Origin of the sequence: Acidovorax sp. sic0104 (assembly GCF_019219095.1) — a bacterium.
In the GTDB taxonomy this organism is placed as follows: Bacteria; Pseudomonadota; Gammaproteobacteria; order Burkholderiales; family Burkholderiaceae_C; genus Acidovorax.
In genome coordinates this window covers 19,092-39,514 of record NZ_JAHUWH010000003.1, presented here as the reverse complement: position 1 = coordinate 39,514, position 20,423 = coordinate 19,092, and the positions used below count along the sequence as shown (strand labels likewise).

Annotated in this window: 16 protein-coding genes and 2 riboswitches; of the genes, 10 read left to right on the top strand and 6 right to left on the bottom strand. The window is 65.3% G+C overall.

Annotation, left to right across the window (positions count from 1 at the left end; translation table 11 throughout):
• Positions 1-103: 103 nt before the first annotated feature.
• From gcvP to KW835_RS06670, 6 genes are all read right to left on the bottom strand, one after another.
• Positions 104-3,013: an aminomethyl-transferring glycine dehydrogenase gene (gene gcvP, locus KW835_RS06695; RefSeq protein ID WP_218381588.1), complete on the bottom strand. Its 2,910-nt coding sequence runs from the start codon at positions 3,011-3,013 to the stop codon at positions 104-106.
• Positions 3,014-3,087: 74 nt separating this feature from the next.
• Positions 3,088-3,462 carry a glycine cleavage system protein GcvH gene (gene gcvH / locus KW835_RS06690; RefSeq protein WP_218381587.1) on the bottom strand — a complete coding sequence of 125 codons (375 nt, stop codon included), beginning with the start codon at positions 3,460-3,462 and terminating at the stop codon, positions 3,088-3,090.
• A gap of 81 nt (positions 3,463-3,543) precedes the next feature.
• On the bottom strand, positions 3,544-4,695 hold the full coding sequence (gene gcvT, locus KW835_RS06685; RefSeq protein WP_218381586.1) for a glycine cleavage system aminomethyltransferase GcvT: 1,152 nt from the start codon (positions 4,693-4,695) through the stop codon (positions 3,544-3,546).
• Positions 4,696-4,750: 55 nt separating this feature from the next.
• Positions 4,751-4,881, bottom strand: a riboswitch (glycine riboswitch).
• A 13-nt stretch (positions 4,882-4,894) separates the two neighbouring features.
• Positions 4,895-5,001, bottom strand: a riboswitch (glycine riboswitch).
• A gap of 6 nt (positions 5,002-5,007) precedes the next feature.
• Entirely contained in the window at positions 5,008-6,285 is a 1,278-nt protein-coding gene (locus tag KW835_RS06680; protein WP_218381585.1) for a TRAP transporter large permease, read from the bottom strand.
• The gene (locus tag KW835_RS06675) at positions 6,282-6,776 is read right to left on the bottom strand and encodes a TRAP transporter small permease (RefSeq protein WP_218381584.1); all 495 of its coding nucleotides are present in this window, start codon (positions 6,774-6,776) and stop codon (positions 6,282-6,284) included. The genes KW835_RS06680 and KW835_RS06675 overlap by 4 nt, the downstream gene beginning before the upstream one ends.
• A 112-nt stretch (positions 6,777-6,888) precedes the next feature.
• Positions 6,889-7,860, bottom strand: a complete 972-nt coding sequence (locus KW835_RS06670) for a TRAP transporter substrate-binding protein (protein ID WP_218381583.1) — start codon at positions 7,858-7,860, stop codon at positions 6,889-6,891.
• A 369-nt stretch (positions 7,861-8,229) separates the two neighbouring features.
• Here KW835_RS06670 and KW835_RS06665 point away from each other — a divergent pair, with 369 nt between their 5' ends.
• The 10 genes from KW835_RS06665 (at position 8,230) to KW835_RS06620 (ending at position 20,373) form a co-directional block, all read left to right on the top strand.
• Entirely contained in the window at positions 8,230-8,688 is a 459-nt protein-coding gene (locus KW835_RS06665) for an Lrp/AsnC family transcriptional regulator (protein WP_218381582.1), read from the top strand.
• A 90-nt stretch (positions 8,689-8,778) separates the two neighbouring features.
• Positions 8,779-9,684, top strand: coding sequence for a LysR family transcriptional regulator (locus tag KW835_RS06660; RefSeq protein ID WP_218381581.1), 906 nt, complete (start codon positions 8,779-8,781; stop codon positions 9,682-9,684).
• Positions 9,685-10,109: 425 nt separating this feature from the next.
• Positions 10,110-10,949 (top strand): putative hydro-lyase, encoded by an 840-nt coding sequence (locus KW835_RS06655; RefSeq protein ID WP_218381580.1) that lies wholly within the window; start codon positions 10,110-10,112, stop codon positions 10,947-10,949.
• A 47-nt stretch (positions 10,950-10,996) separates the two neighbouring features.
• Positions 10,997-12,262 (top strand): ABC transporter substrate-binding protein, encoded by a 1,266-nt coding sequence (locus tag KW835_RS06650; RefSeq protein ID WP_218381579.1) that lies wholly within the window; start codon positions 10,997-10,999, stop codon positions 12,260-12,262.
• Between the two features lie 32 nt (positions 12,263-12,294).
• A complete protein-coding gene (locus tag KW835_RS06645; RefSeq protein ID WP_218381578.1) occupies positions 12,295-13,161 on the top strand; it encodes a branched-chain amino acid ABC transporter permease in 867 nt (288 codons plus the stop codon).
• A 5-nt stretch (positions 13,162-13,166) separates the two neighbouring features.
• Positions 13,167-14,186 (top strand): branched-chain amino acid ABC transporter permease, encoded by a 1,020-nt coding sequence (locus KW835_RS06640; RefSeq protein ID WP_218381577.1) that lies wholly within the window; start codon positions 13,167-13,169, stop codon positions 14,184-14,186.
• A complete protein-coding gene (locus KW835_RS06635) occupies positions 14,186-14,899 on the top strand; it encodes an ABC transporter ATP-binding protein (RefSeq protein WP_056412448.1) in 714 nt (237 codons plus the stop codon). The genes KW835_RS06640 and KW835_RS06635 overlap by 1 nt, the downstream gene beginning before the upstream one ends.
• A 2-nt stretch (positions 14,900-14,901) precedes the next feature.
• A complete protein-coding gene (locus KW835_RS06630; RefSeq protein ID WP_218381576.1) occupies positions 14,902-15,606 on the top strand; it encodes an ABC transporter ATP-binding protein in 705 nt (234 codons plus the stop codon).
• A gap of 83 nt (positions 15,607-15,689) precedes the next feature.
• Positions 15,690-16,658, top strand: a complete 969-nt coding sequence (locus tag KW835_RS06625) for a TRAP transporter substrate-binding protein (protein WP_255593343.1) — start codon at positions 15,690-15,692, stop codon at positions 16,656-16,658.
• A gap of 55 nt (positions 16,659-16,713) precedes the next feature.
• Positions 16,714-20,373 carry a hydantoinase B/oxoprolinase family protein gene (locus KW835_RS06620; RefSeq protein WP_218381575.1) on the top strand — a complete coding sequence of 1,220 codons (3,660 nt, stop codon included), beginning with the start codon at positions 16,714-16,716 and terminating at the stop codon, positions 20,371-20,373.
• Positions 20,374-20,423 lie beyond the last annotated feature (50 nt).

The window sequence follows — 20,423 nt, the reverse complement described above, 5'->3', positions numbered from 1 at the left end:
TGCGCTCGGGTTGCCGCCAGCGGGCGGATCGGCCCCATGCAAAAAACCTCGGCGCAGGCTGGGCCCGCGCCGAGGTTCTTGCGATGGAGGCGACGGCGCAGGCTCAGGCGTAGTCGGACACGGGGATGCAACTGCAAGACAGGTTGCGGTCACCCCAGACGTTGTCCACGCGGCCCACGGGCGACCAGTACTTGGCCTGGCGCAGCGCGGCCACGGGGTAGGCGGCGGCCTCGCGGCTGTACGGGCGTGCCCACTCGCCGGACAGAAGGTTCTCGGCCGTGTGCGGGGCGTTCTTCAGCGGGTTGTTGTCCTGCGGCAGCTTGCCGGCCTCGATCTGGCGGATCTCTTCGCGGATGGCGATCATCGCGTCGATGAAGCGGTCGATCTCGAACAGTGTCTCGCTCTCGGTGGGCTCCACCATCAGCGTGTTGGGCACCGGGAAGGAGAGCGTGGGCGCGTGGAAGCCGTAGTCGATCAGGCGCTTGGCCACGTCCTCGGCCATCACGCCGCTGGTTTCCTTCAGGCCGCGCAGGTCCAGGATGCACTCGTGCGCCACGTGGCCGTTGGCGCTGGCGTACAGCGTGGGGTAGTGGTCCTTCAGGCGTGCGCTGATGTAGTTGGCGGACAGGATGGCCGTTTCGGTGGCGGCCTGCAGGCCCACGGCGCCCATCATGCGGATGTACATCCAGCTGATCGGCAGCACGGCGGCGTTGCCCAGGGGGGCGGCGCTCACCGGACCGACCTTGCCGTCGGCGGGAGTAAGCGGCTGGTCGCCCTGGCCCGGCAGGCCGGGCAGGTAGGGCACCAGGTCTTCGACCACGCAGACGGGGCCGACGCCCGGGCCGCCACCGCCATGGGGAATGCAGAAGGTCTTGTGCAGGTTCAGGTGGCTCACGTCACCGCCGAACTCGCCGGGGGCGGCCACGCCCACCAGGGCGTTCATGTTGGCGCCGTCCACGTACACGCGGCCGCCGTGGCTGTGCACCAGGGCGCACAGCTCCTTGACCTGGGTCTCGAACACGCCGTGCGTGCTGGGGTAGGTGATCATCACGCAGGCAATGCTGCCGCTGTGCTGCTCGCACTTGGCCTTGAGGTCTGCCAGGTCCACGTTGCCGGCGGCGTCGCACGCCGTCACCACCACCTGCATGCCCACCATCTGCGCGCTGGCGGGGTTGGTGCCGTGTGCGCTGCTGGGGATCAGGCAGATGTTGCGGTGGCCTTCGCCGCGCGCCTGGTGGTAGGCCTGGATGGCCAGCAGGCCCGCGTATTCGCCCTGGCTGCCGGCGTTGGGCTGCAGGCTGATGCCGGCGTAGCCGGTGGCCTGGCACAGCCAGGCGCGCAGCTGTTCATCGAGTTCGCGGTAGCCGGCCTGCTGGTCGGCGGGCGCGTAGGGGTGCATGTGCGCGAACTCGGGCCAGGTGATGGGGATCATCTCGCTGGTGGCGTTGAGCTTCATGGTGCAGCTGCCCAGCGGAATCATGCTGCGGTCCAGCGCCAGGTCCTTGTCGGACAGCTGGCGGATGTAGCGCAGCATGCCGGTTTCGGAATGGTGGGTGTTGAACACCGGGTGCGTGAGGTAGCGGCTGGTGCGGCGCAGCCCAGCCGGGATCAGCGGCTCCACGCCGTTCTCGAAAGCATCGAAGGTGGGCAGGGCCTGGCCGTCCTTGGCGAAGACTTTCCACAGCAGCTCGATGTCGGCGCGCGTGGTGGTCTCGTCCAGCGAGATGCACAGGTATTCTTCAAAGTAGATTCGCAGGTTGGCGCCCATCTGGATTGCGCGAGCAGCTATTGATTTGGTAGCAGACCCGGTATGCAGGCTGAGCGTGTCGAAGGTGGCTTGCGGACGCACCGGCGCGCCCAGCTGCACCAGGCCCTGGGCCAGGATGGCGGTGTAGCTGGCCACGCGCTGGGCGATGCGCGCGAGGCCCTCGGGGCCGTGGTACACGGCGTACATGCTGGCGATCACGGCGGGCAGCACCTGCGCAGTGCAGATGTTGGACGTGGCCTTCTCGCGGCGGATGTGCTGCTCGCGCGTCTGCAGGGCCAGGCGGTAGGCGGGCTTGCCGTGCACGTCCACGCTCACGCCCACCAGGCGGCCGGGCAGGCTGCGCTTGAACTCGTCGCGGCAGGCCATGTAGGCAGCGTGGGGCCCGCCCGCGCCCATGGGCATGCCAAAGCGCTGCGTGGTGCCGACCACGATGTCGGCGCCGTACTCGCCGGGCGGCGTGATGAGCGTCAGCGCCAGCAGGTCGGCGGCCACGATGAAGGCGGCCTGCTTGGCGTGGGCTTTTTCCACATCGGCGCGCAGGTCGTCGATGCGGCCGCTGGTGGAAGGGTACTGGGCCAGCACGGCGAAGTAGTCGCCGGCCAGCAGGTCGTTCCATTCCTCTGCCGAGTTGGCCAGGCGCACTTCCAGGCCCAGGGGCTTGGCGCGGGTCTGGATGACCTCGATGGTCTGTGGGTGCGCGTCGCCGGCCACCACGAAGATGTTGCTCTTGGATTTGACGGATCGCTTGGCCAGGGTCATGGCTTCGGCGGCGGCGGTGGCTTCGTCCAGCATGGATGCGTTGGCGATCGGCATGCCGGTCAGGTCGCACACCATGGTCTGGAAGTTGACCAGGGCCTCCATGCGGCCTTGCGAGATCTCGGCCTGGTAGGGCGTGTAGGCGGTGTACCAGGCGGGGTTCTCCAGGATGTTGCGCAGGATGACGCCCGGCGTGTGCGTGCCGTAATAGCCCTGGCCGATGAAGCTGCGCAGGACCTTGTTCTTGCCAGCGATGGCCTTGAGCTCGGCCAGCGCCGCCGCTTCGGTGGCGGGCAGGGGCAGGTCCATGGGCGCGCTGCGCGCGATGGAGCGCGGCACGATGCTTTCGATGAGGGCGCTGCGCGAGGCTTCGCCGATCACCGACAGCATGTGGGTTTCATCCGCTGCGTCGATGCCAATATGGCGGGGCAGGAATTCGGTGGCGTTCTCGAGCGCGGCGAGAGAGGGCAGGGTGGCTTGGGAGGTCATCGGCGGCGGCGGCAAGGGCGGGGACACATGGCCCGGCGGGTGGCTGCCGGGCCGCGAAGGGAGGGGCGGTCCGATCAGGCGTTCTTGGCGAACTCGGCGTAGGCCGGCTCGTCCATGAGCGCGTCGAACTGCGTCATGTCGGTCACGTGGACCTTGAAGAACCAGCCAGCGCCCATCGGGTCGCTGTTGGCCAGGGACGGGTCGGCGCGCAGCGCCTCGTTCACTTCGACGATCTCGCCGGTGACAGGCATGTACACGTCGGCCGCTGCCTTCACGGACTCGACCACGCCGGCCACGTCACCCTGGGTGAAGGTGGTGCCGACGGCGGGCAGGTCCACGAACACCACGTCGCCCAGCGCGTCCTGCGCATGCAGCGTGATGCCGACGGTGGCGGCTTCGTGGTCGGAGATGTCGATCCACTCGTGGTCCTTGGAATACTTGACAGTCATGGGGGCTCCTGAAAAAAGGGATAACAAAGAAAGTTGCCGATGCCAGGCGCGACTGTAGCCCGGCCGGGGTTGTCCGGCGTGTTAGCCCCGGTAGTACCTTGCGGGTGTGAATGGCATGGCCCGCACTTCCATGGGCACTGCCTTGCCGCGCACGATGGCGTTCACGCGCGTGCCGATGGCGGCAAATTCTGGGGTGACGTAACCCATGGCCACGGGCTCGTTCACCGTGGGGCCCAGCAGGCCGCTGGTGACTTCGCCGATCTTCTGGCCCTCCGTGCTCTGCAGTTCGGTGTGCTCGCGCACGGGCACGCGCTCCAGCGCCACCAGACCGACGCGCTTGCGCTGCAGCGTGGCGGGGTTGTCGATCTGCGCGAGGACCTTGTCCGCGCCCGGAAAGCCGCCCGCCCGTGCGCCGCCGGTGCGGCGCACCTTCTGGATGGCCCAGTTCAGGGCCGCTTCGGGCGGGGTGGTGGTGGTGTCGATGTCGTTGCCGTACAGGCACAGGCCCGCTTCCAGGCGCAAAGAGTTGCGCGCGCCCAGGCCAATGGGCTTGACCTCGGGCTGGGCCAGCAGCGCCCGCGCCAGCGCGTCGGCCTGGGCCGCGGGCACCGAGATTTCAAAGCCGTCTTCGCCGGTGTAGCCGCTGCGGGTGACGAAGCAGTCGCAGCCCGCAATGTCGAACGCGCCGCCGGTCATGAACACCAGCTTGTCCGCACCCGGCGCCAGGCGGGCGAGGGCGGTGACCGCCTGCGGGCCTTGCAGCGCCAGCAGCGCATGGTCGGGCATGGGCACCACCTGGCAGCGCTGGCCGATGCGAGCCTGGATGTGGGCGATGTCGCCGACCTTGCACGCGCCGTTCACGATGACGAACAGGGTGGGCTCGCCATCGACCGTACCCTGGTTGAAGAACATCAGGTCGTCGATGACCGTGCCCTCATCGGTCAGCAGCAGGCCGTAGCGCTGCTTGCCCACGGGCAGGTCGATGACGTCCACCGGCATCAGGGTTTCGAAGGCGGCCGCAGCGTCCGGGCCGACAAGCTTGAGCTGGCCCATGTGGGAGACATCGAACAGCCCTGCCGCTGAGCGTGTGTGCAAGTGTTCGGCCATGAGGCCGGCCGGGTACTGCACGGGCATGGAATAGCCAGCGAACGGCACCATGCGGGCGCCCAGCTCGACGTGCAGTGCGTTCAGGGGCGTGGTGAGCAGGGGGGCTGTGGTTGCGGAGTCGGACATGGCGGGCTTCTCAGGGCAAGGCAAATGAAAGCCGCGGCCTGCAAGAGGCCACGGTATTTGCCCTGCTGTCCGCTTTACCTGAGAGATTCACCGCAGCGCCCTGGCTGGCCGTGCGGCTTGCTCCTTCGGTGGATGGGTGCCGCGTGCGGTATGACCGGCGGTCCATCTCTCTCCAGCAAGGAAACGCCCGCATCGCTGCGGGCGGTTGCCAGTCCTTTTGCCTGAGCGTTCGGGTTGTCCCTGCGCCTTCGGCGGTGCTGCTCACCCGTTAGATGCGGGTGGAGCACTCTCTCCTGACGAAACGGATTCTAACTACTTCGCGTAGACCAGATCCCGCAGCGCCAGTGAAATCGACGGCACGTAGGTAATGATCATCAGGCACACCAGGATGACCACCACGAAGGGAAGCAGGTGCTTGATGATGCGGTCCAGTGAAATCCTGGCCACCGTGCACGCGGCAAACAGGTTCACGCCAAAGGGCGGGGTGATCATGCCCAGCGCGAGGTTGACCACCATGATGAGCCCGAAGTGAACCGGGTCAATTCCAAAGTGCATCGCCACAGGCGCCAGGATCGGCGCCAGCACGATGATGGCCGCGCTGGTCTCGATGAACATGCCGATCACGAACAAGGCGGCATTCACGCCCAGCAGGAAAAGCGCGGGCGACTGCAGCACGGCTTCAAGCCAACGCCCGATGGCGTCCGGCACACCGGCGCGGGTGATCAGAAATGCGAACAGGCCCGCGTTGGCGATGATGAACATGATCACGGCCGAAGAAATGGCCGACTTGCGCAGGATCGCGAACAGGTCCTTCAGTCGAATCTCGCGGTAGATCACGACGCCGACGATCAGCGCGTAGAACACGGCCACTGCCGAAGCCTCGGTGGGTGTGAAAACGCCGCCATAGATGCCGCCCAGGATGATCACCGGCATCAGCAGCGCCCAGCCCGCCTGCAGCGTGGCCTTGCCAAAGCCCATGCGGCCTTCGCCATCGTTCTTGCCCCAGCCCTTCCATTTGCAGTACGCCCAGACGAAGAGCATCAGCGCAGCGCTGATCAAGAGGCCCGGCCCGAAGCCTGCGATGAACAGCTCGCCGATCGACACTTCGGCGCTCACGCCGTACAGAATCATCGGAATGGAGGGCGGGATGATCACGCCCAGTTCTGCGCTCGTGGCCTGCAGCGCTGCGGCGTAGCTGGTGGGGTAGCCATGCTTGATGAGCGCAGGGATCAAGATTGCGCCGATCGCAAAGGTGGTGGCCACCGACGAGCCCGATACGGCTGCAAAAATCATGCACGTGAGCACGCAGGTCATGGGCAGGCCGCCCTGAACGCCGCCGACGATGCTCTTGGCGAATTCCACCAGGCGGCGGGAGATCCCGCCTGTCTCCATCAGGTTGCCGGCGAGTATGAAAAACGGAATCGCTGCCAGCGGAAACTTGTTGATGGAGCCGAACATCTCCTTGACGGAAATCAGCATGTTGGCGTTGGACGCCTGAATGCCCAGAATCGATGCCAGTCCGATGGACACTGCCACGGAGATGGTGAGTGCAAAGCACAGCACCATGGTTGAAATCATGACCACGCTCATTGGGCCGTCTCCAGTTCCATGCGCAAGGGATCGATCAGGTTGCCGATGATGCCGACGACACAGAACAATCCGCCCACAGGCATCGCCAGATAGGCCCAGAACATCGACACCGACTCCAATCCCGCCATGCTCTGAACGCCCCCCCGCACCGAGTAGTCCCATCCCCACCAGATGATGATGCCGATGAGCGCGAGGGCCGCCAATGCCACCACCCAGTCCAGCACGCGCCGCAGCTTGGGTGGGCTCCAGCGGTACAGCACGTCCACGCTCACCATGGCCCCTTGGCGAAAGGCCGCGGGAATGGCAAGGAACACCATCCAGATCAGGCTGAAGCGGATCAGCACTTCGGTCCATTCGGCGGGTTGTTCGAGCACGAAGCGGGTCACTATCTGGAACATGCCGAGCGAGGAAGCCACCGCCAGCATGGCGCAGGCACCGAGCATGGCAACGAAGGTGCTCCATCGCTCAAAGGTCAAAAAAGCATTTTTCATGGGGCAGCGCCGACCGGCGGTGGCGAATCAAACCGAAGAAAACAATAAACAAACGCCCGCTAGCGCAAGGCCCACGGGCGTTAGTTGCTCCTAAAATAATAGCGTAGCAGCGTTACTTGACGTCGCGAATCTTGTCCAGCGTGGCTTTGCCGAACTGCTTTTCGAAGTCTGCATTGACGGGGGCCAAAGCGGCCACGAACTTCGCCTTGTCCACGTTGTCGATCACGGTCATGCCCTTGGCGCGCAGGTCGGCCACACCCTTGGCATCGTCTTCGTCCACGCGGGCACGGTTGGCTTTGGTGCCTTCCTTGGCGGCGTCGAGGAAGGCTTGCTTGTCAGCCGCGCTCAGCTTGTCGAACGCAGCCTTGTTCATGACGAAGATGCAAGGCGAATAGACGTGACCGGTGAGCGTCAGGTGCTTTTGCACCTGGTCGAACTTGGCCGAGATGATCACTGGAAGAGGGTTCTCCTGACCGTCCACCGTGCCTTGCTGCAGCGCAGTGAACACCTCAGGGAATGCCATGGGCGTCGTGATGATGCCGAAACCCTTGTACGCTGCGATGTGCACCGGATTCTCCATAGTGCGCATCTTCAGGCCCTTGAGGTCGCCCGGTTCTTTCACGTCGCGCTTGCTGTTGGTCATGTGGCGGAAACCGTTTTCCGCCCATGCCAGGGCTTTGAAACCCTTTGCGTCGAACTTGGTCAGCATCTCCTGGCCGATAGGGCCGTCCAGCACGGCACGTGCATGGGCCTTGTCGCGGAACAGGAAGGGCACATCCAGAATCTTGGTCTCCGGCACGAAGTTGGGGATGGGGCCGGTAGAGCTGAAGGCCAGCTCCTGGGTGCCCAACTGCACTGCCTCAATCGACTCCCGCTCACCGCCCAAGGCGCCGTTGTAGAAGGTCTGCACCTTGTAGCGGCCACCCGTGCGTTTTTCCACCTCTTTGGCAAACGTGTCGATGGCCACGCCCTGGTGCGAGTTCTGGGCGGTCGAAATGCTGATGCGCATGGTGGTCTGCGCAGCGGCGCTGGCCACAAATCCGAGCGCAAGACTCAGGCCGACGACGAGTTTGGTCAATTGCATGTTGTCTCCATTGGGTTCTTTTGGTCCAGGACATTGCCGGCGGAAGCCGTGTTCAACTGCCCATGCACAGGGCCCTGGTCTGCACAAATTATGGCGGCGCAACATGGCCGGGGCATCGGGGTTTGTGCTGGTAAGCGTGCTTATCAATGGCACGGCGAGCGCCGTGCACCGCGATCCACCGGAAATGCCAACGGCCCCGTGCTGGCGGTAACCAGCCGGGGCCTTGTCAGTTTGTGCGATCCGGTAAGACCGCCTTGATGTGAGAAGTATGCGCGTCACTACGGAGATGAATTTGCTGAATTGGCTTTGAAATGCCATGGAGTCAGAATAATTTTCTGAGATGGTTAAAAATATTGAATAATTCATCCAATGGACCGTCTGGATAAGAAAATTCTCGCTGTGCTGCAGGGCGACGCGCGCGCCAGCCTGCAGGAGATCGGCCAGGCTGTCGGCCTGAGCCCGTCGCCCTGCTGGGGCCGCATCAAGAAGATGGAAGAGGCTGGTGTCATCCAGGGCTACACCGTGCGGCTCAACCCGCAGGCGCTGGGCCTGTCCGACACGGTGCTGGTGCAGGTCACGCTCGACAGCCACTCGGATAACACGCTCGAGAAGTTCGGTGAAACGCTCGCCAGCATCCCCGAAGTGATCGAGGCGCACCTGGTCTCGGGCGACTACGACTATCTGCTGCGCGTGGTGGTCAAGGACACGCGCGACTACGAGCGCCTGCTGCGCGAGAAGCTCTACAAGATCAAGGGCATACGCCACAGCCGCTCCAGCTTCGTGCTGCGCACGCTGAAAAAGGCCGACATGCCCCTGTTCACCGAATAGGTCGCTGGCAGGTTCGCTGCTCTGCCGGAGCTGGCGTCGGCGCAAAATCCAGCCGCCGCACCTATCGCACATAGCGCCCACACACTCACCATGAACTTGCGTTTCGTCGAAGCCTTCTACTGGGTCGCCTCCCTGCGCAGCGTGACGCGCGCCGCCGAAAAACTGTTCCTCACCCAGTCGGCCATGTCCAGCCGCGTGGCGGCGCTGGAGGAAGAGCTGGGCGTGCTGCTGCTGGACCGCAGCGACAAGCGTTTCAAGCTCACGGTGGCGGGCACGCGGTTTCTGACCTACGCCAAGCGCATGCTGGAGCTGCAGCGCCAGCTCAAGGCCGAGATGGGGTCGGGCGGGCCGATGGAAGTCTCCATACGCCTGGGCGCGATCGAGTCGGTGCTGCACTCCTGGCTGATCCCGTGGATCGAGCAATTGCGCAAGGACAACCCGGCGCTGGAACTCGAACTCACCATGGAAACTACGCCCGTGCTGCTGGACCAGATCCGCCGCGGCGCGCTGGACACCGTGTTCGCTGCGCTGCCGGCGTCGGCCGAGGGCATACGCACCCAGGCGCTTGCACCCATGGAGATGGTGTTCGTCGGCAACAGCAAGCTGCACCGCAAACGGCGTTATGCGCTGGCGGATTTTGCAGAGATGGACATCCTGACCTTCCAGCGCGGATCGCACCCGCACGTGACTCTGCTCGACGTGCTGCGCCAGGGTCAGGTGGAGCCGCGCCGCGTGCACACCATCTCGTCCATATCGGCGATGGTGCAGCTGGTGCAGGGCGGCTTCGGCATCGCCACCTTGCCGCGCCATGCGGTGCAGCGGCTGCTGGCGTTTCCGGACCTGCGGGCGCTGGCCTGCGACACGGAGCTGCGTCCACTGCCCATCCACCTGAGCTACCGCGAAGACCCGTCCACCCCGGTCGAGAGCGTGGTGCGTTCGGCCATGGCCTTCCTCGAGCTGCAGTCGGAACGCACCAAGGTGCGCGCCAAAGGCTGAAGCCAGGCTGACGGGCGAAGCTCTACCCCGGACCGCTGTCGCGGCAGTTCGCGCACTGGGCAACCCTGAGGTGGCCCCGCGCAGCGGCCTTGCACACCTTCCGATGGTCCCGGCGCGTGACGGTGCCCGTTGTTGGTGCATGCCATCGACAAGTACCAGCCCGTGCGCGGCTTGTATCGGCTGGATGGCGCGCCACCAACGTTGGCGGCAAAAGCCCGCTGCGCGCGGCCTGCGGCGCGACGGGCCAGGTGCCTGGCGGCGCGCATTTCAATCCCTAGGGTTTTTACCGAGCACCAATTTGGGTGAAGTGTGCTCCAGCGTAGTGCATCGAAAAAATCGATGAAGTAAGAGAAAATTTTTGAATTTGCCAGTGTGCGCGCCCCGCCAACACAATCCTTCCATCGTCATTCATTTGACATTTCGCGATGCAAGGAAACACGGTGGAACCGGAAGAAAAAAACACGCTGGCAGCCTTCGGCCTTGAAGGCCATGGCGACGCCGCCCATGTGCGCGGCGTCATCCGCAAAGGGCTGTGGACCCTGCACACCAGTGGCCTGGCGCATGGCTACGTACAGGGCAACCTGGTCATCCTGCCCGAGGCACTGGCCGGCGACTTCCTGCGCTTTTGCCAGCGCAACCCCAAGCCCTGCCCGGTGCTGGCCGTGGGCGAGCCGGGCCAGGTGGGCCTGCCCAGCCTGGGCGAGGGCATCGACATCCGCAGCGATGTGCCGATGTACCGCGTCTGGCGCCATGGGGAACTCAAGGACGAAGTTGCCGACATCACGGACCTGTGGCGCCCCGACCTGGTGACCTTCGTTCTGGGCTGCTCGTTCTCGTTCGAGCATGCGCTGCAGGAGGCTGGCATCCGCCTGCGCCACATCGACGAGAACCGCAACGTGGCGATGTACCGCACCAACATCGCAACCGAGCCTGCAGGCCCTTTCGGCGGCGCCATGGTCGTGTCCATGCGGCCCATGCCTGCAGCCGACGTGATCCGGGCGGTGCAGGTCACCTCGCGCTTTCCCAGTGTGCACGGCGCTCCTGTGCACATCGGCGACCCCGCGCTCATCGGCATCAAGGACCTGGGCCGGCCTGACTACGGCGACCCGGTGGACCTGGCGCCGGGCGACATCCCCGTCTTCTGGGCCTGCGGCGTCACGCCCCAGTCCGCGATCCTGACCGCGCAGCCCGCGTTCTGCATCACGCACGCGCCGGGCGCCATGTTGGTGACCTCGCTGCTCAACCAGCAGCTGGCCTCTTTCTGAGTTGTTTGCCTGCGATGAAACGTTCAATTTTCAAAGGAGTATCCGAGATGAAAAAGACCCTGTGGACCCGTGTGGCCGTGGCGATCGGCAGTGGTTGCGTGGCGCTGGTGGCGCACGCGCAGCAAGAGGTGAAGATCGGCGTGATCTACCCGCTGACCGGCACCGGAGCCGCCGTTGGCGCCGAGCTGCGCAATGCGCTGGAGCTGGCGGCCGACATCGTCAACAACGGCGCGCCATCTGTGCCGAACCTGCCGTTTGCGGCCGGCAAGGGGCTACCCAACCTCAAGGGCGCCAAGATCAAGCTGGTCTTCGCCGACCACCAGTCCAATCCTCAGATCGGCGCGACGGAAGCCGAGCGCCTGATCACGCAGGAAAAGGTGGTCGCCCTGATCGGCTCGTACAACAGCAACGTCACCGCCACGGCCAGCCAGGTGGCCGAGCGCGCGGGCATTCCATTTCTGAACCCCGAGTCGTCCTCGGCCTCGCTCACGCAGCGCAATTTCAAGTGGTTCTTTCGCACTACGCCGCACGACGATTTGTTCGTGCACAACGCCTTCGAGTTCTTGAAGGAGTTCGAGGCCAAGCGTGGCATCAAGCCCAAGGTGGTGGCATCGCTCAATGAAAACGGCCTGTGGGGTGCCGAGACGACCAAGCTGCAGACCAAGCTTGCGGCGGAGTTCGGCCAGAACATCGCCAAGCAAGTGTCCTATCCCGCCAAGACCACGCAGCTGACCTCGGAAGTGCAGGCGCTCAAGGCCGCCAACCCCAATCTGGTGCTGCAGTCGTCGTACACGGCGGACGCCATCATGTCCATCAAGACATACAAGGAACTGGGATTTTCGCCCGACATGATCCTGGCCAACAACGCCGGCTTCACCGACACCGACTTCATCCGCACGCTGGGCAAGGACGCCGACTTCATCATCACCCGCGAGACCTGGGCGCTGGACCTGGCCACGCGCAATCCGATGATCAAGGAGGTCAATGACCTCTTTCAAAAACGCTACAAGATCAACTTCACCGGCAACAGCTCGCGCACCTTCACCGGCCTGATGGTGATGGCCGACGCGATCAACCGTGCCGGCTCCACCGAGCCCGAGGCCGTGCGCACAGCGCTCACGCAGACCAACATCCGCGCCGACGACATCATCATGCCGTGGAAGGGCGTGAAGTTCGACACCTCGGGCCAGAACACGCTGGGCCGCGGCATCCTGGTGCAGATCATCGACGGCAAGTACCACACGGTCTGGCCCTTCAACATGGCGACCCGCGAAGTGGTGTGGCCCATGCCCAAGTGGGACCAGCGCAAGTGAAGGCCCCACGGGCTGAATCCTGAAAGAAAACCATGACTGCGGAAATTCTGTTTCAGACGCTGGCCTCGGGCGTGATGATCGGGTTGATATATGCGCTGGTTGCGATCGGATTGACCATGATTTTCGGGGTCATGGACATCGTGAACTTCGCGCACGGCGAATTCCTGATGCTGGGCATGTACTCGGCGTTCTGGATGTTCTCGCTGTATGCGCTCGACCCCCTCTACACCCTGCCGCTCACGGTGCTCATGCTGTTCGCCTTCGGCGTATTGCTGTACCAGTTCGTGATCGTGCGCATCATCAACGCGCCCATGCTCTCGCAGATCTTCACGACCTTCGGGATCATGATCCTCTTGCGTGGCATCGCGCAATTCCTGTGGAAGCCCGACTTCCGCTCGATCGAGAACTCGCTGGTCAGCGGCACCGTCAAGGGCTTCGGCGTGCAGGTCGGGCAGCCCCAGCTGGTGGCGGGCATCGGGGCCATTGTCATCACCGGCCTCATCTACTTCTTCCTCAACAAGACGCGCCTGGGGGCGGCGCTGGAAGCCACCGCGTCCGACAAGGAAGCCGCGCGCCTGATGGGGATTGACTCGCACAGGATGTTCGCTCTGGCCTGGGGTGTGGCTGCGGCGTGTGCCGGTGCCGCCGGCGTGCTGCTGTCCACCTTCTTCCCGATCTTCCCGGACGTGGGAGCCAACTTCATCCTGCTGGCCTTCGTGGTGGTGAACCTGGGCGGCTTCGGCAGCATCACCGGCGCGTTCTGGGCCGGGATCCTGGTGGGCGTGATCGAGGTGATGGGGGGCCTGCTGCTCGGGCCCCAGTACAAGACCGCGGTAGTGCTGGCGCTCTTTCTCGGAGTGCTGATGTTCCGTCCGCAAGGCCTCATGGGCAAAGCGTGATCACCATGAAAAACTCAATCCTTATCGCAGCGCTGCTGCTGGCCACCCTGGCGTTGCCGTCCTTCGTGGATGCGTCGCACCTGAACATGGCCATCCTCGTGCTCATGGCCGCCCAACTGGGGGTGGCATGGAACATGCTCGGTGGCTACGCCGGGCAGGTGTCTCTGGGCCATGCAGCCTTCTTCGGGCTGGGCGCCTACACCTCGACGCTGCTGCTGCTCAAGTTCGGCGTCAACCCGTGGATCGGTGCGCTGGCAGGTGGCGCACTGTCGGCCCTGCTCAGCCTGGGCTTCGGCTGGTCGTGCTTTCGCTTGAAGGGCCACTACTTCGCGATGGCCACCATCGCCGTGGCCGAGCTGGTGCAGATCTTCTTCAACGAGTGGGAGTACGGCGGCGCGGCCGTGGGCCTGTATGTGCCCATGGACAAGCAGGGCTGGCTGTGGATGAACTTCGCCACCAAGCTGCCCTACTACTGGCTGGCGCTGGGCCTGCTGGTGATCACGCTGGCGGCCAACTGGTGGGTGGAGCGCAGCTACCTGGGCTACTACTTCCGCGCGATCAAGGACGAGCCCGATGCTGCGCGCAGCGTGGGCATCAACATCGCCCGCTACAAGCAGGTGGCCCTGTCGCTGAGCGCCTTCTTCGCGGCGCTGGGGGGCAGCCTGTATGCCCAGAAGGAGCTGTTCATCGACCCGGGCTCCGTGCTATCCACGGCGCTGTCGATCAAGATGGCCCTGGTGGCCATCCTCGGTGGAGTCGGCACGCTGTTCGGTCCAGTCCTGGGTTCCGTGGTGCTCACCAGCATCGAAGAATTCACACGCATCGTCTTCGGAGGCACGGGCCGGGGTACCGACGTGATCATCTACGCGACCATGATCATCCTGATAGCCGTGTACTACCCCACGGGCATTCTCGGGTGGTTCAAGAGCGTCCAGGAGCGGCGTGCGGCGCGGGCCGACGCATCACGCCAGGTGGCTGAGCATGCCGGCGCCGCGCCCCTGCAGTCGGCAAAGGGAGAGGCGTGATGAAACTGCTCGAAGTCAAACAGGTCAGCAAGCGCTTTGGCGGGCTGACCGCCAATCAGGACGTCTCATTCGATGTGGACAAGGGCACCGTCGTGGGGCTGATCGGGCCCAACGGCGCGGGCAAGACCACCATGTTCAACTGTGTGGCGGGCTACTTCGCGCCCACCGAGGGCAGCATCCTGCTGGGCGGGCGCAATATCGCCGGTCTGCCGCCCGAGGCCTGTGCCCGTGCCGGCGTGGGCCGCACCTTCCAGGTGGCGCGCAGTTTCACCAGCATGACGGCCTGCGAGAACGTCATGACCGGTGCCATGCTGCTGCAGCACAACGTGGCCAAGGCCCGGGCTTCGGCGATGCAGTGGCTGGCGTTCGTCAACCTGCACCGCTTTGCCGACAAGCCTGCGGGCAGCATGACCATCAGCGAGCAGCGCCGCCTAGCGGTGGCCCGCGCGCTGGCCATCGAGCCGCAGATATTGCTGATGGACGAGGTGATGGCGGGATTGAACCCGTCCGAAGTGCGCGAAGCCGTGGACGTGGTGCTCAAGATCCGCGAGCGGGGCATCGCCTGCCTGATCGTGGAGCATGTGCTGGAAGGCATCATGCCCATTGCCGACAAGATCGTGGTGCTGGACCGGGGCGTGAAGATCGCGGAGGGAACGCCGCAACAGGTCTCCAGCGACCCGCACGTCATCTCCGCCTACCTGGGAGACGAATGAAAATGCTCGACATCCAAAACCTCAAGGTCTGCTACGACGACGTGCTGGCCATCTCGGACGTGAGCCTCAACGTGGGGGCCGGCGAGATCGTGGCCCTGGTGGGCGGCAACGGCAATGGCAAGTCCACCACGCTGCGTGCAGTGGCGGGGCTGAACGCGGCTGCCGCAGGCGAAGTGTCCTTCAACGGCCAGCAGATCGGCGGCATGCCCGCCCATCGCAGGGTGTCGCTCGGTCTGTCGCTGGTGCCCGAAGGGCGCCGGCTGTTCCCGCGCCTCACGGTGCTGCGCAACCTGGAGCTTGGTGCGTTCACGCGTGCCGACAAGCACGAGGTGGCCAGCAGCATCGACGAGATGCTGGGGCTGTTCCCCATCCTCAAGGAGCGCGCGACGCAGCTCGCGGGCACGATGAGCGGCGGCGAGCAGCAGATGCTGGCCATCGCCCGGGGCCTGATGGCGCGGCCCAAGCTGCTGATGCTGGATGAACCCTCGTGGGGCATCGCGCCCAAGTTCGTGACCAAGGTGCTGGACGTGATCCAGCAGATCAACGCCAAGGGCGTGTCCATCCTGCTGGTGGAGCAGAACCTGCACAAGGCGCTGGCCATCGCACACCGCGGCTACGTCATACAGACCGGGCGCATTGCGATGGAAGGCCCGGCCCAGACGCTGCTGCACGACGAAGGCGTCAAGAAGGCGTACCTGGGCCTCTGAGCCTTCGCGCCCGCGTGCCCGACCTGCCACGCCCAGCCAGCCGGTCATTTCACCTCCCAGGAGTTCCTGTGAAAGCTTTTTGGATGACCGCACTGTGTGCGGCGGGGATGGGCTGCGCCTTCGGTGTGCTGGCCCAGACGCCGGTGCAATGGAAGCTGGCCACGGGCTACCGTGCCGAATCGTTCCACACGCGCAACCTGGTGCAGTTCGCGCAGGACGTCGAGGCCGCATCGTCGGGTGCGCTGCGCATCGAGGTGCACGCCAACAACACGCTGGCCAAGCTGGCCGACATTCCTGCGGCAGTGCAGGGCGGCAAGGTCCAGGCGGGTGAGACCATCATGACCAGCCTGGTGGCCGAGATGCCCATCGCAGGGGCCGACGCCGTGCCCTTCGTGGTGCACAGCTATGCCGATGCCCGGCGCATGTGGGGACTGCAGCGGCCGCTGATCGAGGGGCATTTCGCGCGCAAGGGGCTCAAGGCCCTGTACGCGGTGCCGTGGCCGCCGCAGGGGTTGTTCTCCGTGGCGCCTGTGAAGTCGTCCGCCGACTTCAAGGGCACCCGCATGCGCACCTACAACCCCGCCACCGTTCGCATTGCCGAGCTGCTGGGCGCCACGCCGGTGGACGTTCCCATGGTCGAGGTCAACAAGGCGCTGGCCGGCGGGCAGCTCGACTCCATGATCACCTCGGCCCTCACCGGCGTGGAGAACCAGGTCTGGGGCCAGATCCGCCAGTACTACGGCATCGACGCGTGGTTCCCCAAGAACATCGTGTTCGTGAACCAGCAGGCCTTCGATGCGGTGTCGCCGCAGGTGCGCCAGGCTGTTGCCAAAGCGGCCGCCGAGGCCGAGGCGCGGGGCTGGGCCATGAGCGAGACCATCGCGCAGGATTCCGTAGCCGAACTGCAGCGCAGGGGCGTCAAGGTGGAGCGACCCACAGCCGAACTCAACGCAGACCTCAAGCGCCTGGGTGAGCGCTTCTCCCGCGAATGGGTGCGCTCGGTGGGCGCAGAGGCCAACCAGCTCTTCATTCCCTATTACACGCAGCGCTGAGCAACGTGCTGCGCCATTGGGTACTTCATTTCTCAACTGTCGGAACCATCACACCATGAAAAACCTGACACCCTCCACACATGTTCCCCGCTGGCAGTTCTGGATCGACCGGGGCGGCACTTTCACCGACATTGTGGCCAAGCGGCCCGATGGCTCGCTCACCACCCACAAGCTGCTGTCCGAAAACCCCGAGCAGTACAAGGACGCCGCGGTGGCGGGCATACGCCACCTGCTGGGGCTCAAGCCCGGCGAGCCGGTGACGCCTGCACAGGTCGAGTGCGTGAAGATGGGCACCACCGTGGCCACCAATGCACTGCTGGAGCGCAAGGGCGAGCCCACGCTGCTGGTCACCACGCGCGGCTTTCGCGATGCGCTGCGCATTGCGTACCAGAACCGTCCGCGCCTGTTCGACCGCCATATCCAGTTGCCCGAGCTGCTCTACACCGAGGTGATCGAGGCCCGCGAACGCATGGGTGCGCACGGCAGCGTGATGCTGCCCCTGGACGAGCCAACGCTGCGCGGCGACCTGCTGGCAGCCTACGCGCGCGGCCTGCGCAGCGTGGCGATCGTCTTCATGCACGGCTACCGCTACACCGCGCACGAGCAGGCAGCGCGCCGCATCGCGCACGAGGTGGGATTCACGCAGATCAGCACATCGCACGAAACCAGCCCCATGATGAAGTTCGTGAGCCGGGGCGACACCACGGTGGTGGATGCATACCTCTCGCCCATCCTGCGCCGCTACGTGGACCAGGTGGCCAGCGAGATGCCGGGCGTCAAGCTGTTCTTCATGCAGTCGTCGGGCGGCCTGACCGATGCGGGCACCTTCCAGGGCAAGGACGCCATCCTGTCGGGCCCCGCCGGCGGCATCGTGGGCATGGCGCGCACGGCAGGCCTGGCCGGGCATGAGAAAGTCATCGGCTTCGACATGGGCGGCACGTCCACCGACGTGAGCCACTATGCCGGTGCGTTCGAGCGCGAGTTCGAAACCCATGTCGCCGGCGTGCGCATGCGTGCGCCCATGATGAGCATCCACACGGTGGCCGCAGGCGGCGGTTCGGTGCTGGCGTACGACGGCTCTCGGTTCCGGGTGGGACCGGAGAGCGCGGGTGCCAACCCCGGCCCCGTCAGCTACCGCCGCGGCGGCCCGCTGGCCGTGACCGACGCGAACGTGATGGTCGGCAAGGTGCAGCCACGCTACTTCCCCAGCGTGTTCGGCCCTGCCGCCAACGAGACGCTGGACGCCGACGCGGTGCGCGCCCGTTTTCAGGACATCGCCACCCAGACCGAGCGCAAGCCCGAGGAAGTGGCCGAAGGCTTCATCCAGATCGCCGTGCAGCAGATGGCCAACGCCATCAAGAAGATCAGCGTGGCACGCGGCTACGACGTGACGCGCTACACGCTGCAGTGCTTTGGTGGCGCGGGCGGCCAGCACGCCTGCCTGGTGGCCGACGCCTTGGGCATGACGCGGGTGTTCGTGCACCCGCTGGCGGGCGTGCTCAGCGCCTACGGCATGGGCCTGGCGGACCAGAACGTGATCCGTGAACAAGCGGTGGAGATGCCGCTCGCCAGCGAGGTGCTGCCCCTGATTGCCGAGCGCCTGGACGCGCTGGGCTCTGCTGCCCAGGCGGAGCTGGAGCGCCAGCAGGTCAGCGCCAACCCCGTGCAGGTGCGCCACAACGTGCATGTGCGCTACGAGGGCACCGACTCGGCGCTGGTCGTGCCCTTCGGCGACATCGCGGCCATCCAGTCTTCCTTCGAAGCGGCGTACCGCCAGCGCTTTGCCTTCCTGATGGTGGGCAAGGGCCTGGTGGTGGAAGCCGTGTCGGTAGAGGCGGTGATCGCAGGCGATGCGCCCGCCGAGCCGCGCTTGCCGGTGCACGCCCACCGCAAGCACCCGCTGCGCGAGACGGTGCAGATGTATTCGGGCAGCGAGTGGCACGACGCAGCCCTGGTGGTGCGCGAGGACCTGCGCCCCGGCGACGTGGTCCCCGGCCCCGCGATCATCGCCGAGAAGAACACCACTACCGTGGTTGAGCCGGGCTGGTCGGCGCGCCTGACCGATCTGGACCACCTGGTGCTGGACCGCGTGACCGCGCGCAAGGTCCAGTACGCCGCCGGCACCACGGTGGACCCGGTGCTGCTGGAGGTGTTCAACAACCTGTTCATGAACATCGCCGAGCAGATGGGCCTGCAGCTGCAGAACACGGCCTATTCAGTGAACATCAAGGAGCGCCTGGATTTCAGCTGCGCGCTGTTCGATGCCCAGGGCAACCTGATCGCCAACGCGCCGCACATGCCGGTGCACCTGGGGTCCATGGGCGAGAGCATCAAGACCGTGATCCGCGAGAACACCGGCAAGATGCACCCGGGCGATGTGTTCATGCTCAACGACCCCTACCACGGCGGCACCCATCTGCCTGATGTGACGGTGATCACGCCGGTGTACGTGGCCGCGGGCACGGAGCCCACCTTCTATGTCGGAAGCCGGGGGCACCATGCGGACATCGGCGGCACCACGCCGGGATCCATGCCGCCGTTCTCCACGCGCATCGAGGAAGAGGGCGTTCAGATCAACAACGTGAAGCTGGTGGACCGCGGCATCTTCCTGGAAGACGATGTGCGCGCTCTGCTGGCCACCGGCGGCGGCACCACGCCGTACCCCAGCCGCAACCCGCACCAGAATCTCGCCGACCTGCGCGCGCAGATCGCCGCCAACGAGAAAGGCGTGCAAGAGCTCTCCAAGATGGTCGAGCAGTTCGGCCTTGACGTCGTGCAGGCCTACATGCGCCACGTGCAGGACAACGCCGAGGAATCGGTGCGCCGGGTGATCACGCACCTGAAGGACGGCCAGTTCACGCTGCCGCTGGACAACGGAGCGCAGATCAGCGTGTCGGTGAAGGTCGACACCGCCGAGCGCAGCGCGGTGATCGACTTTGCGGGCACCAGCGCCCAGCAGGTGAACAACTTCAATGCCCCGCGCGCGGTGTGCATGGCGGCGGTGCTGTACGTGTTCCGTACGCTGGTGGACGACGACATCCCGCTCAACGCGGGCTGCCTCAAGCCCCTGCAGGTGATCATCCCGCAGGGCTCCATGCTCAACCCCAACCCGCCGGCCTCGGTGGTGGCGGGCAACGTGGAGACGTCCACCTGCATCACCAACGCGCTGTTCGGCGCCCTGGGCGTGATGGCGGGCAGCCAGCCGACCATGAACAACTTCACCTTCGGCAACGCGCAGTACCAGTACTACGAAACCATTGCGGGCGGCAGCGGTGCCGGCGCGGTACTCGATGCGCAGGGCAGGGTGGTGCGCGGCTTCGAGGGCACGAGTGTGGTGCAGACGCACATGACCAATTCGCGCCTGACGGACCCGGAGATCCTGGAGTTCCGCTTCCCCGTGGTGCTCGACAGCTACGAAATCCGCGAGGGCTCGGGCGGCCGGGGCCGCTGGGGGGGCGGCAACGGCGGCGTGCGCCGCGTGCGCTTCCTGGAGCAGATGACGGCCAGCATTTTGTCCAATGGCCGTGTGAAGCCGGCCTTCGGCATGGCGGGCGGGCAGGCCGGGTTGACGGGGGCGAACCGCGTGCTGCGCGCCAACGGGCAGGTGGAGGAGCTTCAGCACATCGGCGCCGCCCTGATGGAGCCGGGGGATGTGTTCGAGATATCCACGCCGGGCGGCGGCGGGTTCGGCGACGCGCGCGTTGCCCAAGCCTGAGCGCGCGTTGCTCGGCATCCACCATGACAAAAGGCCTGCATTGCAGGCCC

What these genes read in the sequence shown, in the direction of transcription:
- gcvP (WP_218381588.1), bottom strand. Translation starts at nt 3,013, where the DNA reads ATGACCTCCCAAGCCACCCTGCCCTCTCTCGCCGCGCTCGAGAACGCC.
- gcvH (WP_218381587.1), bottom strand. Translation starts at nt 3,462, where the DNA reads ATGACTGTCAAGTATTCCAAGGACCACGAGTGGATCGACATCTCCGAC.
- gcvT (WP_218381586.1), bottom strand. Translation starts at nt 4,695, where the DNA reads ATGTCCGACTCCGCAACCACAGCCCCCCTGCTCACCACGCCCCTGAAC.
- KW835_RS06680 (WP_218381585.1), bottom strand. Translation starts at nt 6,285, where the DNA reads ATGAGCGTGGTCATGATTTCAACCATGGTGCTGTGCTTTGCACTCACC.
- KW835_RS06675 (WP_218381584.1), bottom strand. Translation starts at nt 6,776, where the DNA reads ATGAAAAATGCTTTTTTGACCTTTGAGCGATGGAGCACCTTCGTTGCC.
- KW835_RS06670 (WP_218381583.1), bottom strand. Translation starts at nt 7,860, where the DNA reads ATGCAATTGACCAAACTCGTCGTCGGCCTGAGTCTTGCGCTCGGATTT.
- KW835_RS06665 (WP_218381582.1), top strand. Translation starts at nt 8,230, where the DNA reads ATGGACCGTCTGGATAAGAAAATTCTCGCTGTGCTGCAGGGCGACGCG.
- KW835_RS06660 (WP_218381581.1), top strand. Translation starts at nt 8,779, where the DNA reads ATGAACTTGCGTTTCGTCGAAGCCTTCTACTGGGTCGCCTCCCTGCGC.
- KW835_RS06655 (WP_218381580.1), top strand. Translation starts at nt 10,110, where the DNA reads ATGCAAGGAAACACGGTGGAACCGGAAGAAAAAAACACGCTGGCAGCC.
- KW835_RS06650 (WP_218381579.1), top strand. Translation starts at nt 10,997, where the DNA reads ATGAAAAAGACCCTGTGGACCCGTGTGGCCGTGGCGATCGGCAGTGGT.
- KW835_RS06645 (WP_218381578.1), top strand. Translation starts at nt 12,295, where the DNA reads ATGACTGCGGAAATTCTGTTTCAGACGCTGGCCTCGGGCGTGATGATC.
- KW835_RS06640 (WP_218381577.1), top strand. Translation starts at nt 13,167, where the DNA reads ATGAAAAACTCAATCCTTATCGCAGCGCTGCTGCTGGCCACCCTGGCG.
- KW835_RS06635 (WP_056412448.1), top strand. Translation starts at nt 14,186, where the DNA reads ATGAAACTGCTCGAAGTCAAACAGGTCAGCAAGCGCTTTGGCGGGCTG.
- KW835_RS06630 (WP_218381576.1), top strand. Translation starts at nt 14,902, where the DNA reads ATGCTCGACATCCAAAACCTCAAGGTCTGCTACGACGACGTGCTGGCC.
- KW835_RS06625 (WP_255593343.1), top strand. Translation starts at nt 15,690, where the DNA reads ATGACCGCACTGTGTGCGGCGGGGATGGGCTGCGCCTTCGGTGTGCTG.
- KW835_RS06620 (WP_218381575.1), top strand. Translation starts at nt 16,714, where the DNA reads ATGAAAAACCTGACACCCTCCACACATGTTCCCCGCTGGCAGTTCTGG.